This is a genomic window from Ruegeria sp. CDSB113, from assembly GCF_059611045.1.
In genome coordinates this window covers 205659-225021 of sequence record NZ_JBXWOU010000007.1, presented here as the reverse complement: position 1 = coordinate 225021, position 19363 = coordinate 205659, and the positions used below count along the sequence as shown (strand labels likewise).

The window sequence follows — 19363 nt, the reverse complement described above, 5'->3', positions numbered from 1 at the left end:
ACGATCGCTGATTACTCGGTCACGAGCGGTCAGCCGGACCGGTTGGCGTTCTCGGACCTGAATGTTGGGGATGTGTCTTTCACACACAACTCGGGCCGTGATCTTGTAATGACTGCAGGCGCTGAGACGATCACCGTGACGGACCATTTCTCCAACTGGGCAGAAAGCATCGAAGAGATTGTCTTTGCCGACGGCACAGTGCTGGGGATACAAGGTATTCGGAGTAAGGTCCTCGAAGGCGGGTCAGGAAATGACTCTCTAGTCGGGTTTAGTAGTGACGATGTCATGCGAGGAAACCTGGGAGATGACTATCTCTTTGGCTCCTCTGGAAATGATACGATCCATGGAGGCGACGGCAATGATGAAGTACGTGGCGGAGCTGGTAATGACACACACTATGGTGGTGCAGGTGATGATTTAATTGTTGCTTGGGACGGGGATGACCTTGCTTGGGGCGGCACCGGAAATGATGAATTGTTTGGAAATAACGGTAACGACAATCTTCAGGGCGATGAAGGGAATGATCGCATTGACGGCGGTGACGGCGACGACAACCACTATGGCGGGATCGGTGACGATGTTCTGGTCGGCAACGCAGGGGCAGACCTTTTCGACGGGGGCGACGGCGTAGACACCCTCGAGTTCTCCTATACGAGCAATGACGTCACTCTGAACTTGTCGCAAGGAACGGCTACGTTTGACAACGGTGGTGTTGAACAGGTTCTGAACATTGAGAATGTGATTGCCGGGTCCGGTGACAACATAATCATTGGGACGGGTGCAGCGAACAGACTGGATGGTGGCACTGGCAATGACACTCTGACTGGCGGCGGCGATGCAGACAATTTCGTTTTCAACTCGAATTTTGGAAACGACACGCTTACCGACTTTGAAGATGATGTAGATCTGATGCAAATCGAAATTGGCGGTGTTGGCATAGAAGACCTGACTGTATCTCAGGATGGGACGGACACCAGAGTTGATGTGAGTGGTCATGGTTCCATCAGATTGTCAGATATCGACAGCGCTTTGATCACAGCAGATGATTTCTTGTTCCAAATTGTCTGAACCAAGTATGCGATTTCTCAAAAGCACGACGAGGAGCCTAACGGCCCCTCGTCGTGCTTTTGGTATCGTGTTGGGTCAGAAATGCTTGACGTTTGGGTCAGAATTGAAAGACGCAATTTATGTGTGTCTTTAGGTTTTGGTAGCCGATTGTGTCAAAGGTCTGTGACGTTCCACATTTCCTGTTGAACGTCACACGAATCTGACCCAACCGTCATAGTTGGACCAGAAACTAGGTGAACGTTCGACATCAGAAGGCGCCCCCAACGTTGGACATCAGTTAAATTTGACCTTTGCGTCATCAACTAAAACGCCGCGCTCATTTCATACTCCCGCAGACAGTTTGGTTTGATCTGACTTCCCTTTCGGAAAATCAGGGCTGAATTGCAGACCAGACAGCAAGGTTGCTTGTTCCTGCTAATTTGCCTCGTGACGAACGCGGGAGGGGGCGAGACAACGCTATTCGATAGGGGTAGTGCGGCCCGCAGGTGCAGCCGAGGACACGACCCCTTCCAATAGGGTTGCTCGAGGGGGAGGCAGCGTCCTCTCTGACGGCCAAGGGCGTCTGGCTTGTCTAATTCCCGCTGGCCCATGAAGGGAAAGAGGGCCCGCCGTCATTTGCGATTGTATCATTCTGTCAAACTGCAAAAAACAGTATTCAGGCCACCGAGCTGCTGTTCGCTGCGTTTGCAGCGCGGAGCAGCACGAACGGCAGCAAGGCGCAGGAAGCAGACGTTGCAAAGCCTTGATGTCGGCCGACTGCGTACATTTGGTCAAACCACAGTGAAACTCGACTGCAAGTCCAGAAGAGCGGACGCCATGAGGATCACTCTCGTTCTCTCCCGCGCGTTAAGTGCAGAATTAGAGATGCGAGTGAACAACTTTAAGCGCATGCTCAAAAGTTGCTCGCGCGAAATCGGTGTCTGTAAAGCCGAAGTCATATCTAATAGGCACCACTGAGGCCTTCCTCTCGGGTTTTGCCACAGGAAGCACCCGACCTTCCATGACGGTTCCCCATACTTTAACGTCTTTGATTTTCATGGGGTCCACTGAAAGAGGACTATCGTCGAGAATGGTGAAATTGGCGCGCTTTCCGGGTTCAATACTGCCAATTTCGTCTTCAAGTTTGAGCGAATAGGCCGCTTCAATCGTGATACCACGAAGCGCTTTCTCCGCACCCACCCGTTGATCTGGGCCTGCAACACGACCTGAGGACGTCACACGGTTTACGGCACACCACATCAGGAAAAGAGGATCGGCTGGTGCCATTGGCATATCGGAATGCAGTGACCAGGAGATCCCCGCCCTCGAAACATCGCCAAGACGTACCATTGCGTCCGCTCTTTTTGGCCCGAGGCCGACAGAAGAATATTGGTCTGAAAGGGCGGTGACGTAGTATGGGTTGCCACTGACGATGGCTCCAAGCTCCGAAATCCTTTGAACCTGTTCTTCTGCGCTGACTGCAAAATGAACCAGAACGGTCCGATGGTCATAGCGCGGATTGCGTCTCAGATTCATTTCAAGCGCGTCCAGAACGCGATCAAGTCCAGCGTCTCCGTTCACGTGCACATGAATTTGGTAACCTGCATCCCAGTAGATGCGGAATGCGCGATCAAATAGGCTCTTGTCCATCATCCATTCGCCAGTGTGGCCATCCAGATATGGATCACGCACTTGCATGAGCAACGAATAGATTGCGCCGTCTGCAAACAGCTTGGCTTGCTTGGGCGCAAGGCTGGTCATCCCCCCATACCAGCCCTCCAGTTTTTCGGTCTCGGCGATCACCTGAGCATCATCGGGATGGGTGCTAACCAAGGTTTTTGCATCTGGCATGAAGGACCAGCGGAAGGGCATGTCGGGGCTGGACATAACAGCATTGATGCTGTCCTGAACGGGTTTGGCGAGAATGCCACCGGGTTCGTTGCCAATCGTGATACCCTTGGCGTGCATGTAATCGCGGGTCAGTTCCAAACCTGACTGCAATCGTTCTGGTGTCGCGGCGAGCGACGCAATGAAAGGCAGCACCGCAAACAGGCCCTGCTCCCAAAAACGGCCTTCCAAAATTCTGGATTGGGCCTGCTCCGTCGGGGTAAACGCGTCGATGATGTCCTGCGTGACACCTCCCATCTCCAATGCGGCACTGTTCAGGATCATCTCATGACAAGACCGTGCCCAGACAAGGATTGGTTGGGTTGAACTTATAGCGTCAAGTTCCTCCCGCGTAAGCGGACCAAAAAAGGCAGGGTGATACCCCCATGAAACGACTGGTTCAGACGGATCGGTACGTTGCTCAACCGCATTGGTTAGCCGGTTGATAAAGTCGTTTTTGTCCCTTACGGCAGGAACTGTGCCAGAGGGCAAAACCCAGTCCTCGATCGAAAGGATTTCCGAAGACATCGTGAGCGCCGCCAGAAGTGGGTGGTCATGCTGGGCAATAAATCCCGGCATAATGACGTGGTCGGCAAACGTTGTGTCAACTGTGTGGCGCTGCCCTTTCAGGATGCCATGAACGTCCTCAAGGCTTCCGACCAAGAGGATACGACCGTTCACGACGGCGACGGCTTCTGCCGAAGGCTTTTCCGGATCAAGCGTCACTATTTCTCTGGCTGTGTAAACCGTCACCGTAGGAAGTGGTACGATTGCCGTCCCCAAATCTGATAGCGAATTGGATTGGCCGAACGCACCGCTGAGCGGCGTTAAGGCGGTTGCGCCTGCAATCCCTGTTCTCAAGAATCTACGTCGGCTAATTTGGGGCATTTCTGAACTCCGGCAATCAGGTTAATCCGACTATGCAGCAGGGAACCGGCACCGGACAACAATTTCTGCCGATTTGTTTTGCAATCTGAGATTGCGTTCTTGTAAACGGCTGTTTTCCTCACGATCCCGTAAACGAGGGCGCAAAATGAAGGTCCGCTGTGGGCTGCGACCTGCCGAATGCGTTCGCAGCATCTCAGGCGAATGGTAACGGCAGGTCAGGGCTCTAAAGTGATGATGCCGCTTAGCAGAAAGAGTGGTGAAGAATGGCATTTGACGTACGAAAGTGTTGGCATCTACACGCCGCCGGGATGTAGTTGCGCTAACGTATCAACCGAAAATACCAGAGGTAAGTGATACAGATGGATGCAACAGAGTTTGTTCGAATTGTCGGTACGAACCAAACAAATCAGAAGATTTTAGAGGCATTGCCGTTGACGGGGCTCAAGGATGCTTGGCTTGTTTCGGGATGCTTGTTTCAGACAGTCTGGAATTCGCAGAACTGGCCGATTAGCTCTACTGTAATCAATAAAACTGGTCGCCGTTCTCAAAAGAGTGCAACAGAACCCGCCCTGTCCGTAAAAACGTACGTGGTCAAAATTTCGCAAGACATTAATTTTCTATCGATCCTTCGCTTTTAGTAGCAGTGTTTTCGATCACTGAAACCTTGATGCCACTTACGGTTTTTGGTGACGAAGAACGTGTCCAACCAACAGTTTGCGTAAATTTGTGAAGTTTCTTGTTGCTTTATTGCTTTGTTGAAATGCGCGACCGGTATCGCCCATGTGGCGAATTTGAGTCGAATTTTTGCCTTAATCTTGTGTTCGTTCTCCTTCGAGGTGTGATGGGGAAATCCGAATAGAGGGTTGTTGTTGTGCGCGATAGCAGCTTGCCCCCATGCGTTGTCACTAAGTAATGTGTGGGGTGTATGGGTGTCCAAGAAATCAAGTTTGCTGCTGGCTGTTTCTTTTTATGTATTAATTTCAACGTCTCTATTCGCAGCACCCACGGCAGACTCAAAAGTTGGCGACACGGTGGCCAACCCGGTGACAGGTATGGACACCACTGTCAGCGCACTGATTGTCGACCCGGCCTCGACGCCCACAGCCGGAACAACAGCATTTGTTGAGACAGCAGATGGCTACGTTTTCCTAGTCAAAGATGTCGGCGACACAATCTACAATTCCGACAATCCTCCGCTAGCATTCGAAATTGTTTCCATTTCTGGAACAACAGCTCAGATCAGCAATTCAGAGGCATCCGAAACGGCCAGCTTGTCTACTCAGTTGACCCTTTCGCAATATAATAACAACTTCAATAGTTCCGGCACCCCTGGCGCAGTAACGCCGCCCGAAGATGTGTCCGGACCAAACGGCGTGAACCAAGTTGTCTATGGTCAGGGTGGCAGCAATGGTAGGGACGGCGCACTGTTCGTGCCACCGAGCTCGGGTGGCAATGGTGATACCGGCCCGACGCAGACAAAAAACCTCAGCAGCGATGTCAACGCAACCAGCAATATCGGGTGGCAGGTCGGTAGTGTCGGCGGCGACGGAGGAAACGGTGGGGATTCGTATCTGAGCTTTTGGGACGGGCGTGATGGCGGTGACGGAGGCAAGGGTGGTACGGTTAACGCAACGCAGGAAAGCAGCAGCACTATTCAGACATCGGGCAGCAACAACGACGGAATTTTCGCATTCAGTCGAAGTGGCAAGGCAGGGAATGGCGGCGGCGCATTCGCGGCTCCAGTTGGCGGTACCGGGGGACATTCTTCAGACGGAGGTAACGTAGCCGTCACACAGAAAGGTGCGATTTCGACGTCCGGAGACTCAGCCGATGGTATCTACGCGCTGAGCGTTTCGAACAATGGCGGTAATGGAGGGTCTCAATGGGGATTGGTGGGCTCTTCGGGCGACGGCGGCTTTGGCGGCAGCGGCGGAGCCGTAACCGTCAACACCACATCGACCGCCAGCATCCTGACAACCGGCGATTATGCTAACGGGATTTACGCCCAGTCGATTGGCGGGTCCGGCGGGTCTGCGGGCACCAGCGGCAACCTTTTGGTGTCCTTGATTGGTGGTGCCGACAACGGTGGTGACGGTGGCACGGTCACGGTTTCTCATGCTGGCGCGATTGAGACACAGGGCGATTTCTCGCGCGGGATCGTGGCGCAGTCGATTGGCGGTGGCGGCGGTTCCGGCGGCGCAGGGGGCGGGTTGGTTGCGTTGTCTCTGGGCGGTGTCGGATCGAATGGCGGCAGCGGCAGCGCTGTCAGCGTAACGGTTCAGGGCAGCGGCAGCATTTTGACCTCGGGCAAAGGTGCTGATGGTGTCATGGCGCAGTCCATTGGCGGCAGCGGCGGGACTGGTGCGAACTCGTACGGTCTGGTCGCAATTGGTGGTACCGGGTCGCGGGGCGGCACAGGTGATGCGGTTAGCGTAAGCAACTACGGACAAATCCAGACCGGAGGCGACGGTGCGCGGGGCATCATTGCCCAATCCATTGGTGGTGGCGGCGGCGATGGTGGCTCGTCCGCCGGCATGGTTTCCGTTGGCGGCAACGGCAGCGGCGGTGGCGCTGGATCAACTGTGACCATCGTCAATGACGGGATCATTACAACGACCGGAGACGATGCGATGGGCATCCTGGCCCAGTCCATCGGCGGTGGCGGCGGCAATGGCGGTTCTTCCGGATCGGTCGGCGCATTCGTGGGTGTGGCCATCGGTGGCGACGGCGGCTCCGGAGGTGAAAGCGGTGACGTGGATGTCACATTGTCAAACACTGACAGCAGTCAGCCATCGGCAATTCAAACTTCGGGCGACCGCTCGACCGGTGTGTTCGCGCAATCCGTCGGCGGCGGCGGCGGCAATGGCGGCGGTGCAGTGTCTGTGGCGGTTGGGGCCTTCGGCGCTGCATCGGTGTCGGTTGGTGGTTCCGCTGGAGATGGCGGCGACGGCGGCGATGTATCGATTAGCGGCAGCGGGTCGGCCTCAGTGCAGACCGGAGGCGACGATGCAATCGGCGTGATGCTGCAATCCGTTGGCGGCGGTGGTGGTAATGGTGGATACGCGGTTTCGGTTGCTGTTTCGGGCGGTCCGGTTTCGGGTTCGCTGGCAGTTGGTGTCGGTGGCGACGGCGGCACGGGCGGTGAAGGCGGCACGGTCACTGTTGGTCAGTTCAACAGCAGCGGCGTTGCTACGGCTGCGGGTTTTGAGGGAACTATAGTTACAACTGGGAACCGTTCGACAGGTATGCTGTTCCAATCCGTTGGTGGCGGTGGCGGCAATGGCGGTTTGGCCGTGGCTGCAACCGGAGGCGCCTCTGCGCTGTTTTCTGGCAATGTCTCGATTGGAATTGGCGGTCAGGCCGGCAGTGCCGGCAACGGCGGTGATGTGCAGGTTTACACCAAGGCAGACATCACAACGACCGGAACCAATTCAAGCGCGCTGATCGCGCAGTCGGTTGGCGGCGGTGGCGGCAACGGCGGTGGCAGCGTCGCGGCGGGCATCAGTGCAAGCGCCGGGGCTGCAGTTGGGATCAACGTGGGTGTTGGCGGCGATGGCGGTGGTGCCGGGATCGGTGGCGACGTCACTCTGATCGCCGGCGGGACAACAATTGAAACCAGCGGAGCGTTTTCCAGCGGCGTAGTCGCGCAGTCGGTTGGCGGCGGCGGCGGCAATGGCGGCTACAGCGTCGGAGCCAGCGCCGATATTGGCGGTGCCGCAGCTGGGTCCGTCAGCGTTGGCCTTGGCGGTAAAGCTGGCGGTGGCGGTGACGGCGGCGCAGTTACCGCTCAGGTTGACGCAGACGTCACAACGCGGGGTGATGACTCTGGAGCTGTTGTGGTTCAGTCCATCGGCGGCGGTGGCGGCAATGGCGGGTTTAGTGTTGCAGCCGGGCTGGCCGCAGGCGGTGCCGGTGCAGGAACTGTTGATGTCGGGCTTGGCGGCGATGGCGGCAGTGGCGGTATCGGCGGCAGCGTCACCGGTGTTCGTGTCAATGGTGACGTGCGCACCGAAGGTATGCGCTCGACCGGCGTTGTGATCCAGTCGATTGGCGGCGGCGGTGGTAACGGCGGCTTCAACGTGACGGCCGGTGTGGCTGCCGGGGGGGCAGGTGCTGGAACAATTGGCGTTGGTCTTGGCGGTGACGGTGCAACGGGCGGCAATGGTGGCGTGGTTGAAGGCCAGGTGGCGGGCAACGTTACTACGCTCTCCGATAATTCTAGCGGCGTTGTGTTCCAATCCATAGGCGGTGGCGGCGGCAATGGCGGCTTCAACGTGACGGCGGGGATCGCGGGTGCAGGTGCAGGCGGCGGAGCTGTGACGGTTGGTCTTGGCGGAGACGCGTCTGGCGGTGGCATCGGACAATCGGTGACCGCCCAGGTCAGCGGAACCGTTAGCACCGGCGGCGCAGATGCGACAGCTGTGCTGGCCCAATCCGTCGGCGGCGGCGGTGGCAATGGTGGTTTTAATGTCAGCGCCTCACTGGCAGGAGCGGGTGTGGCCAGCGGTGCCGTTTCAGTCGGGCTGGGCGGCAGCGGCGGCACAGGTGCAACTGGTGGCACGGTAAATCTGACGACCACGGATGCAATCGTAACGGCCGGAGACAGGTCGTCCGGCGTGGTCGCTCAGTCGATTGGCGGCGGCGGTGGCAATGGTGGCTTCAACGTCTCAGGCACCGGCACGGGCGCCGGTGTCGGGTCCGGCGCAGTTAGCGTGGGGCTTGGCGGCGACGGCGACGGCGGTGGTGATGGTGGCGCGGTCACTCTGACCTCGGGCGGGACAATCCTGACGCAGGGCGACTCGGCAACGGCGTTTCTGGCACAATCCATCGGTGGTGGCGGCGGCAATGGCGGGTTCAACGTCAGTGCTTCGGTCCAGGGATCTGGCGTTGGCGGGGGCGGAGTCTCGGTTGGCCTTGGCGGCGATGGCGCAGGCGGAGGCGATGGCAACACTGTTATCGCGACGTCAAACAATGCGGTTGAAACCCGTGGTAACCAGTCCTCGGGCGTAGTGGCGCAATCCATCGGCGGCGGCGGCGGCAATGGCGGGTTCAACGTCTCGCCGGTTCTGTCGGGTGCTGGTACCGGTAGTGGCGCGGTCAGCGTCGGGTTGGGCGGGTCTGGTGATACGGGCGGCGATGGCGGCGACGTGACGCTGACCTCAAATGGCACTATTCTGACCGATGGCTTCGCTTCCAGCGGTTTTGTTGCGCAATCCCTTGGCGGCGGCGGTGGTAACGGCGGCTTTAACGTCTCGCCGACCTTGTCAGGCGCAGGCGTCGGAGCGGGTTCAGTCTCGGTTGGGCTGGGGGGCTCAGGCGGGGACGGAGGCGACGGCAGCCTGGTGACCGCGAGCACAACGGCCAACGTTGTAACCAAAGGCGATGCTTCAGTTGGTATTCTGGCACAGTCCGTTGGCGGCGGCGGCGGCAATGGTGGCTTCAACATTTCACCTGCATTGGCTGGTGCGGGCACCGGTTCAGGCGCGATCAGCGTCGGTCTGGGCGGATCTGGCGGTGGCGGTGGCACCGGCGGTGTCGTTGGTCTGACGGTTGCGAATAATGTGCAAACCGAAGGCGCGCAATCAAGCGCGGTTGTTGCCCAGTCCATCGGTGGTGGCGGCGGCAACGGCGGCTTTAATGTCTCTGCATCCGTCGGCGGTGCCGGAACTGGTTCTGGCGCAGCTGCAGTGGGTCTAGGTGGTCGGGGAACTGGCGGAGGCGATGCCTCAGCGGTAACAGCAAGCGTGACGGGGAACCTTGTGACGTTGGGCGAAACCTCGACCGGTCTGCTGGCGCAATCCGTCGGCGGCGGTGGTGGTAATGGCGGAATGAACATCTCAGTCGCGGTTGCAGCGGCAGGTACGGGATCGGGTGGCGCATCCGTTGGTCTGGGTGGCGCATCTGGAACGGGTGGCGACGGAGGAACGGCTGAGGCCACTCTGAACGGCAACGTTTCGACCCAAGGAGACGAGTCCGGCGGGTTCATAGTTCAAAGTCTTGGCGGCGGTGGCGGCAACGGCGGCATGAACGTCTCTGCCACAGTCACGGTTGCCGGAACCGGCAGCGGGGGCGCATCTGTTGGACTTGGCGGCAGCGGTGGCAGCGGCGGTGATGCCAATACGGCCAACGGCACGGTTGTGGGTGATGTCACAACGGCCGGCGATAATTCGGGCGGTGTTTTGGTTCAGTCTGCCGCGGGCGGCGGCGGTAACGGAGGGCTGAATGTCTCTGCGGCCGTGAATATTTCGGGCTCCGGCGGCGGCGCTATTGGCATTGGCATCGGTGGGTCTGGCGGTGACGGCGGTAATGCAAGCATGGCTACAGGCTCGGTGACCGGAGACGTAACCACAAGCGGCGATAACGCAACTGGGGTTCTGGTTCAGTCCGTCGGAGGCGGCGGTGGTAATGGCGGCGTCAACATTTCAGGCGCCCTCAGCATTGCGCGCACAGGGTCCGGTGCTGCAGGCATCGGAGTGGGCGGCTTTGGCGGCAGCGGCGGTACCAGCGGGGCCGTCGACAATACGTTCTCGGGCAATGTCAGCACTTCGGGCTCACGTTCGGCCGGAATTATTGCCCAAAGCCTCGGCGGCGGCGGCGGTAACGGTGCCACGAATATTTCCGGCGCGATTTCGGTGGCCAGCAACTATTCAGGCGGTCTCGGGATCGGCGTTGGTGGCTTTGGTGGCGACGGTGGCGCGGCGGGGAACGTCACGCAGCAAGTCACGGGCGATGTAACAACGACGGGAGATGATTCAGTCGGCATTTTGACGCAAAGCCTGGGCGGTGGTGGCGGTAATGGTGGTACCAATATCTCGTCCGCTTTGTCCCTGTCCCGGTCGGCTAATGCGGCCGTGGGAATCGGTGTCGGTGGATTCGGTGGCGGTGGCGCGGACGCTGGCGCACTGGCGCAATCGACCATCACCGGTGGGGTTTCCACCAGTGGAGATCGTAGCACAGGTATTCTGACACAGAGTCTCGGTGGCGGTGGTGGCAATGGTGGCACGAATATCTCGGCCTCATTGGGCATCAGTCAGGAAAATGGTGGATCGGTCAGCCTTGGCGTTGGAGGCTTTGGTGGCGGCGCCGGCAACGCTGGCGAAGTGATCAGCACGTTGCGGTCCCGCACGGATGGAACCGCGACGACCTCGGTTGTCACAACCGGTGCTGACAGCATCGGTGTCATGGCGCAATCCGTTGGCGGCGGCGGCGGCAATGGCGGCCTCAACGTCTCGGGTGCCGTTAACCTGACTGGTAAATCCGGCGCGGCGGTGACTTTGGGCCTTGGCGGCTTTGGCGGCGGCGGCGGCGATGCCGGGGCGGTAACTCTGGATGTGGAAAGTAATGTAGTCACAGCTGGCGACGGATCACATGGCGTATTTGCGCAGAGCCTCGGTGGTGGTGGCGGCACAGGCGGCGTGAATATCTCTGGCTCTCTGGCGCTGACAAAGCCCTCGGGGTCGGACACAATCTTTTCGGTCGCGGCTGGTGTTGGCGGCTTTGGCGGATCGGGTGGCGATGCCAGCAATGTTGATCTGGACTACACCGGAAATGTTCAGGCTGTTCCGATGGTCAGGCAACCCGACGGCACATTTGCCGTCGACCAAAGCAAAGGCGCCAGTGGTATCATCGCGCAGTCGCTGGGCGGTGGCGGTGGCAATGGCGGTACCAATGTCTCCGGCGGCATCGCGATCAGCGGCAAGCCGGGTGCGGGCCAAACGGACAGCAGTAAATCTTATGCAGTGGTCGTGGGCGTCGGTGGGTTCGGCGGTGGCGGCGGTGATGCTGGGAATGTCGATGTGAATATCGGTGCAGGCAGCACGATCAGGGCGCACGGAACCGGGCAATCCGGTCTGTTGGCTCAATCCCTTGGCGGCGGTGGCGGCAATGGCGGCCTGAATGTGTCGGGTGGTATTGTATCCGACAGCTCGTTGATTGTTGGTGTTGGGGGCTTCGCCGGTGACGGCGGCAAGGCAGGAGACGTCACGGTCACGTCGCAGGCTGACATCACAGTCGCTACCAACCCGGACGATATCTCTATCCCCGATACGACCACATTTGAAGACAAGCTGCGCGATTTCCTCGGCGACACGATTGTTGACGACACCGAAGAGCTGGCATCTACCTTTGGCCTCGAACGTCTGTTCATTGATATGGGTGTATTCAACGAAGAAAAACCGGATACCGATGGCTCAGCTGGTTTGATGGCACAGTCCATTGGCGGTGGCGGTGGTAACGGAGGTCTGAACGTTTCGGGCGGCATCGCCCTGAGCAAAGATGGCAAGATCCCTTCGGTTACTTTTGGCGTCGGCGGCTTTGGCGGCGACGGCAATGTTTCGGGTGATGTGACCGTGGACCACACCGGCACCGTTTCGGTGGCGGGTAACTGGAAGCACGGTGTTTTGGCCCAGTCCATCGCCGGCGGCGGGGGCAACGGCGCGTTGAACGTGACCGGACAGCTGAACTATGGCGACTCTAACAACTCCGACGGCAAGACCGATCTGAGCATTGTGGGCGGTCTGGGTGGCCACGGCGGTACCGGCGCGGATGCTGGTGGTGTTTCAGTTACGCAATCCGGCAATATTTCTACAAATGGTTATCACGCGCGCGGTATCTTTGCCCAAAGCATCGGCGGCGGCGGTGGCACCGGTGGGATTAATGCGACCTTCGTCGGCACGAAAGACAGCTCGCCAATTGCAATGGGTATCGGCGGCTTTGGCGGCGGCGGCGGAGATGCAGGCGATGTCACGGTCGCGCGTGGAACCGCGGCGGCGGCGGCGGGTACCATCACGACTGACGGTGCCGGTTCGCACGGGATCGAAGCCTCAAGCATTGGCGGCGGCGGCGGTGATGCCGGTATCAACGCAGTTGTGGGCATCAGTAAAACCACCGGAAGCAAAAGCAACGGCGGAACCGGCGATTCAACTGACCGAAAAACGCCCACCAACACGGGCGTCGATGACTCGGTGATTGCCAACTACAACGCCGTTCTCGATGAGTTGGAAGGCAAGGTGAACCCGGCCGACTCCTCCGGCAATAAAACCGGCGTGTCGGCTGTTATCGCCATCGGCGGTGATGCTGGAACGGCCGGGGACGGCGGCACTGTGGATATCGATCACTATGGCGATATCGTGACGCTGCAGGACGGTAGTCACGGGGTCTTTGGCCAGTCCATTGGTGGCGGCGGCGGCAACGCGGCTTTGAACCTTGGTATGACGTACGAACTGGCTTCAGACGCGACCAACAAGGGCTTTGGCTTAGCAATCGGTGGCGGTACGGGTGAGGGTGGTATCGGCGGTTCGGTTGATGTTCGCAATACCGGGGACATCACGACCAGCGGCGCAGACTCTCATGGTCTGTTCGCTCAATCTGTTGGAGGCGGCGGCGGCAACGCGGGCTACAACTCTGCCTCGACATCCGTAGATGGCGGCAACGTGAACATTCAAATCGGTCGGACCGGTGGCACCGGCGGTAGCGGTGGCGATGTCTATGCAAGCTCGAATGGCATCGTTCGCACCGCTGGTAACCGCTCATATGGTTTCTTCGCTCAGTCCATCGGCAACGGCGGCGGCAATTCGTCCTCGACATCAGTCAGCATAGGTACGCCCAAGACCGGCGACAGCAAGGGCAACAAAGCCAGCTTGTCAGTCGGGCTTGAAGGAGGCACTGGTGGCGAAGCGGGCGATGTGACGACGGTTGTCGCAGGAACAGTCGTCACAGAGGGGACGGATGCTCACGCCGTGTTTGCCCAGTCCGTCGGTGGTGGCGGTGGCAATGGTGGCAAGGCCAGCAATTCAGCCGGTAAGGGTACGTCTGTTGCGCTTTCCATTGGTGGCACGGGCGGCACAGGTGGCGTAGGCGGCAAAGTCGACGTGTCCAACACTGCACGAATTGCGACCTTCGGCGATCGTTCAGTTGGTTTGATGGCGCAATCCATCGGTGGTGCGGGTGGCACCGGCGGCATGGTTCAGGCGGGTCAATCGAACCTCGACACCATCAAAGCCGTGGTCAATCCGTCGACGGTCGGCACGACTATTTCGGTTAACATCGGCGGCACAGGCGGCGACGGCATGACTTCGGACACCGTGACTGTCGTCAGCGATGGGATCATCACGACCGAGGGCACGATGGCTCATGGCATCTTCGCTCAATCCGTTGGCGGCGGTGGCGGTATGGGTGGTCTGGTTGAAAATCGGATCATCAGCCTGCGCAAAGATATCGGGAACACAGCGACTCTGTCCATTGGTGGCAATGGCGGAACCGGAGCAATGTCTGCAGCGGTTTCCCTCACAAATCGGGACCTAATCCAGACGACGGGTGACAAGTCTATTGGCATCTACGCGCAGTCTGTCGGCGGCGGGGGTGGCGATGCGCAACAGGTGCGCAACATCATTCTGGGCCGGTCTTCAGACGGGGCAACGACAAATGCAATTCTGATTGGTGGCACGGGTGGCACTGGCGGGTCTGGCAGCACGGTAACTGTCGTCAATGAAGCTGATGCCACTATCCGCTCCACCGGGAAGGAGAGCCATGGCATCCTTGCGCAGTCCATCGGCGGCGGCGGCGGCAATGGTGGCTCTACGATCTCGGTCGACGGCCGCTATGGCGGGGCGGAGGCCAGCACGCGGCGGGCACTACAATTCGGTCTTGGCGGATCGGGAGGTACTGGGGGCACGGGCGGCAACGTCTTGGTGACCAATGCAGGGACGATCGTGACAACTGGTGAAGGTGCGCATGGTATCTTCGCCCAATCCATCGGTGGTGGTGGTGGCAATGGTGGCAGTTCGATCACTGGGACGCTGCGACTGAAGACAGGCGACAGCAGTTCTCCGACCGCGCAGTTGAATATTGGCGGTTCCGGAGGCAGCGGCAACATCGCCGGCAACGTGGTCGTAACAAACAGCGGTGACATCCGTGTTGATGGTACGGGTGCATACGGCATTATGGCGCAATCCGTTGGCGGCGGTGGCGGCAATGGCGGGCTGGCCGTTGCGATGGATGTAAATGACCTCAAGAACACCATGACCGGCAAGTCCTACTCGAAGATCGCCATTGGCGGTTCGGGCGGGGATGGCGCAGATGGTGGAGACGTCACGGTCAGCCATACAGGCGCGATTGTCGTGAATGCAGAAAACGGGTTTGGCATCTTTGCGCAATCTGTTAGTGGCGGCGGCGGAAACGCCGGATATTCAGTGTCATCCCCGCTGGTTTCGGCATTGGATTACACGGTGTCGCAACTGCTTGGTGCGCGCGAGGGTGCCACTGGGTCGGTTGGAACCGTTACCGTCAATACCACCGGGGACATTCTTGTGAACGGTTCAGGCAGCGAGGCTATTTTCGCTCAGTCCGTGAATGGTGGCGGCGGCAATGTAGAAACTTCGGTTAATTTCACGACCGAGACCGCCAGTGCTGGTGGAACAGACAGTGTCTACATAAGCGACATCTCGTTGGGTGGCGATGAAGTTTCAGACATGGCTGGCAGTCAGGTTGCGCAATCACATACCGGCAATATCGCGACGACAAGCGACAGCTCGACCGGCTTGATGCTGCAGAGCATTGGCGGCGGTGGCGGTACCTCCGCTAACAATATCAATGTTCAGGACGGGGACGGTATCGACATCACCGCACGCTTGGGGGCGATCAACACGGATGACGCTGGCGGCGGCGAGGTCACCGGCAGTCGGACCGGAGATGTGGGCACCGATGGCGCGTTTTCGTCTGCAGGTGCAGCTCAGTCTATCGGAGGCGGGGGTGGTAAACTTGTGCTGAACAGCGCTGGCACCGCGAATACAAACAAAGCGGCTTCGGTGATCCTGGGGTCTGACCCAAGTTTCCGCAATGACGGCGGTGATATCGACCTCTCTCTGGACGGAGACGTTACCACTACGGGTGATCGGTCATTTGGTCAGAGTGTCCAAAGCATTGGCGCGGGTGGCGGCGAGGTCGTTGTCGCTGGACTAGGACGTTTGGATGTAACTTTGGGTGCGCAAGACGATTCAACCGGTGACGGCGGAACCGTTGATCTTACCAATATCGGGGGCATCACCACCAACGGTTCTGGGTCTCATGGTTTCGTAATCCAAAGCATAGGCGGCGGCGGCGGCCTCGTCTCTACAGATTTGGATGCAAGCCAAATCACCGTGAATCTCTCGCCTGCTAATGGCGGTGACGGTGGTGACATTACGTTCACCCAAAACGGTAATATCGTTACCACCGGCGAAAACGCGATTGGTGTTGTGGCGCAGTCGCTCGGCGGTGGCGGTGGCATGGTGGATTCGGTCTTCCGTGGATCCGCGGGCGGTGCCGGGGCCGGTGGCACCATCGACATGGCGCTGAACGGCAATATCCTGTCCGTGGGCGAAGGCAGCATCGGCGTTCTGGCCCAATCCGAGGGGCGCGACGGAGCGGGTGCAATCACACTTGGCTTCGATGGCGTCGTCATGGGCGGGACCGGGCAAGCAGACGCAGTTGCATCAATCGTCGTGGACGGCGGCGCGAACAACGCGCTGACTTTGTCCAAAGACACAGTGCTTCTCTCCGGGAACGACCAATTGGTGAATGGCGGAGACGGCAATGAACAGATCTCACTTTCAGGTGCAGCCCTTGGCAATCTGGACCTTGGAGCGGGCACCAACGGTCTGACTGTCGAGGAAGGGGGCGCCTTTTATGCGCTGGACACGGTCAATCTGGGCGCTGCTGGGTTGATGCAAGTGAATGGCGACTTTGTTTTGGGAGCGGACTGGGGTCTGAATACGGACATGACACCGACCGTTAAGTCGGGTGACTTTGTCTTTACCGGAAACGTCAGCCAGACCACGAACCTGACTGGAAGCCTGGCCTTTGGTGCGACGGCTTCCTCGACCTTCGACGCATATTTCCTGACCACGGGTGTATCGGGTGGCAATAGCGATCTGGTCAATGTCAGCGGTGACGCCACTATGGGCGGCACCTTGACACCACAGCTCAATACGCTTCAACGGGCGTTGCCTCTAGTCATCGTCAACCCGAATGGGACAGCAGCGGATGCGGGCACGACGATTCAGGACACTGTGGTGCTGGATTACTCGATTGGCCTGAACGGTTCGACGTCGGACGGCAGTTCGATTGATCTGGTGATAACTCCGGACTATTCGACCGCGAATATGAACGCGAACGAGGCGGCCGTTGGTGACTACATCAATCAGGTGCTGAACGGGCAGGGTTCGGCGGCACAGGGCGAGTTGTTCGCTCTGATCGGGAATATGACCTCCGAAGCTGACGTTATCGCGGCAATTGGTGCATTCACTGTGGCCGATTATGCCGCGGATGCGGTAGATGCCTACTACGGTACTCGGGTATTCGCAGACGCACTGCATAATTGCGAGCGGTTTACCGATTACCAAGCCGGAGACGATCCACGCAATTGCGTCTGGTTCTCCGGAGGAAGGTCCTTCTACGACCGTGACCAGACCGGTATCTACGATGAGTTGGACATCAACAATACCAACCTGTCTGCTGGTGTCCGTTTGCCGGTTGGGGATGAACTCTATGCCGGTTTCGCGCTGGGTCACGACCAAATAAGCCTTCGGAATGGATCGCAGTACAATGCGACCGGTGACCGGTTCAATCTGGGTGCTTCGCTGACCAAATACACCGGCCCGTGGGAGTTCGCGGCCATGCTGTCAGCCGGTTGGTCAAGCTATGACACAGACCGGTCGGGTGGGATCAGTGGTGTGCTGCCCAACGGAAACGTGGTTAACACCGTTGGCGTCAGTTCGATCAAGCACAAGATGAACCAGCAGAACCTGCGGTTGAGTTTTGCCTATGATCACAGATTTGCCGGGGGCAGTTCCTATCTGCGACCCGAGATCGCCGTTGACGCCACCCGTCTGGCGACGGAAAGCAACGGTGATGCAACCCTTTCGGGGATCGCCCTGCAGGATGATAGCGAGATGATCTATTCCGTGACCCCATCGCTTGAGATAGGGACGGAACAGGTTCTCAGCGCCTCTCAAAAACTACGCGTAAGTTTCCGCGCCGGCGCTATCATCTCATCGAACGACACAGTATCAGTAAGCGCCGGTTTTGCAGGCGCAAGCGCAGCCGATGGCGGGTTTGCGAATACCAGCTTTATCGGAGACGCCCATGGGCTGGTTTCGGCGCGATTGGGGCTGTTTGCGTTGGATGATAGCAGCTTTATCAATCTGAGCCTCGACCATATGTTCGGGGACTCAACCAAGGCTCTCCAAGTTGGTCTGGGCCTTGGGCTACAATTTTAAGCAATGAGGGACAGCAGTATGAAAATTTGGCTTGGCGCATTAGGGGTCTCATTGGGTTTGGCACAACCTCTTGCCGCGCAAGAGAACGGCACACTCCCGTGGTCGGTAAATTGTGGAAATCCGGGCAACGGAACCGAGCTGGTCTGTGAAATGACCCAGAGCATTGTTTTGACCGAAAACAATCAGAGGCTTACCTCCATTGCGTTCGTGAAGCCTGCGGGGAAAGATGAGACCGAAGCCGTGCTGACCTTGCCGTTTGGTCTTCTGTTTTCTGAGGGGCTGATAGCGAAAGTCGATGACGTCGAAATTGCTCGCCTGGAGTTTCTGACCTGCGAGGCTCAAGGCTGCTTTGCCCGTTCCCCTGTCTCGTCCGAATGGATGTCTGCGATGCGGACTGGTAACCAATTGACGATCGAAAGTAAAAATACCGCAGGAGACCCGATCTCCTTTGGATTTGATCTGACGGGGTTCAGCAAGGTATCCGATCTTTTGCCATGACGGGGGCGGGCATTGCCCAGTTGTTTGAGGATGCATGAAAAGTGATATTGTTCCGCGCTCAGGCTTTCATTTCTGCTGCCTATTCATCCCAGAGTGCGAACGCATCAGTCCGTGAGTGGCGGTATGAGATGGCGGTGAGTTGGTATCGACGCGGACGAAAGATTATGTTGATCTGGTCATGCGCAGACAGAAACCTCTGGGCTTGCCGGTGTGATTTGAACCGCCCAAACATTTTTTCTCGCTTCCGTGTCGGCCTGTGCGACGCTTCGATTGTATTGTTTAGCCCTTTGTGGGCCCGGTGGTCGGCCTGCGGAGCTAAGTCGCTGACGGGATTGATGTAGCTGCGCAGCTTGTCAGTGATTACGCCCCTCGGTTCACCGAATTGGGCCACCAGCCTTTGAAAGAACCGCTTTGCAGCTCTTAAGTTCTGAAGTGTTTGCACGAGAACGTCGAGCACGTCACCATTTTCGTCGATAGCGCGCAATAGCCGGTGTTTTCTGCCGCGGATCGAAATCACGGCTTCGTCGATGTGCCGCTTGTCGTTCGGTCGCAGACAATCTCGCCGAATGTGGACTGCGAAATGCCGCCCAAACCGATTGACCCATAGCCGGATCGCTTCCCGGCTTACAATCCCGCCCCGCGCTGCCAAAAGGTCCTCAACATCTGCCGTGCTCAGTGCAAAGCGGTGGTACGCCCAGACAGCATACGCAATGATCTCACGAGGCTAACGGAACCCTTTCAGGCGCGGCAGATTGGTCGGAATGTTCATGACCCGCGGACAACCCGGT

At 58.4% G+C, this 19363-nt stretch carries 5 protein-coding genes; 3 read left to right on the top strand and 2 right to left on the bottom strand.

What is annotated here, in order from left to right:
• The coding region (locus tag AC2FIS_RS14350; protein ID WP_496774022.1) for a calcium-binding protein at window positions 1-1068 on the top strand (1068 nt) is incomplete at its 5' end.
• Between the two features lie 858 nt (window positions 1069-1926).
• Here AC2FIS_RS14350 and AC2FIS_RS14345 read toward each other — a convergent pair.
• Window positions 1927-3513, bottom strand: coding sequence for an amidohydrolase (locus tag AC2FIS_RS14345; protein ID WP_496774028.1), 1587 nt, complete (start codon window positions 3511-3513; stop codon window positions 1927-1929).
• A 1361-nt stretch (window positions 3514-4874) separates the two neighbouring features.
• On the opposite strand from AC2FIS_RS14345, the gene AC2FIS_RS14340 reads away from it, so the two are divergent.
• Complete coding sequence (locus tag AC2FIS_RS14340; RefSeq protein WP_496774021.1) at window positions 4875-18077, top strand: hypothetical protein; 13203 nt, start codon at window positions 4875-4877, stop codon at window positions 18075-18077.
• Between the two features lie 18 nt (window positions 18078-18095).
• Window positions 18096-18575, top strand: a complete 480-nt coding sequence (locus AC2FIS_RS14335; RefSeq protein WP_496774020.1) for an invasion associated locus B family protein — start codon at window positions 18096-18098, stop codon at window positions 18573-18575.
• Window positions 18576-18654: 79 nt separating this feature from the next.
• On the opposite strand, the gene AC2FIS_RS14330 is transcribed toward AC2FIS_RS14335, so the two are convergent.
• The gene (locus tag AC2FIS_RS14330) at window positions 18655-19290 is read right to left on the bottom strand and encodes an IS6 family transposase (RefSeq protein WP_496774027.1); all 636 of its coding nucleotides are present in this window, start codon (window positions 19288-19290) and stop codon (window positions 18655-18657) included.
• Window positions 19291-19363 lie beyond the last annotated feature (73 nt).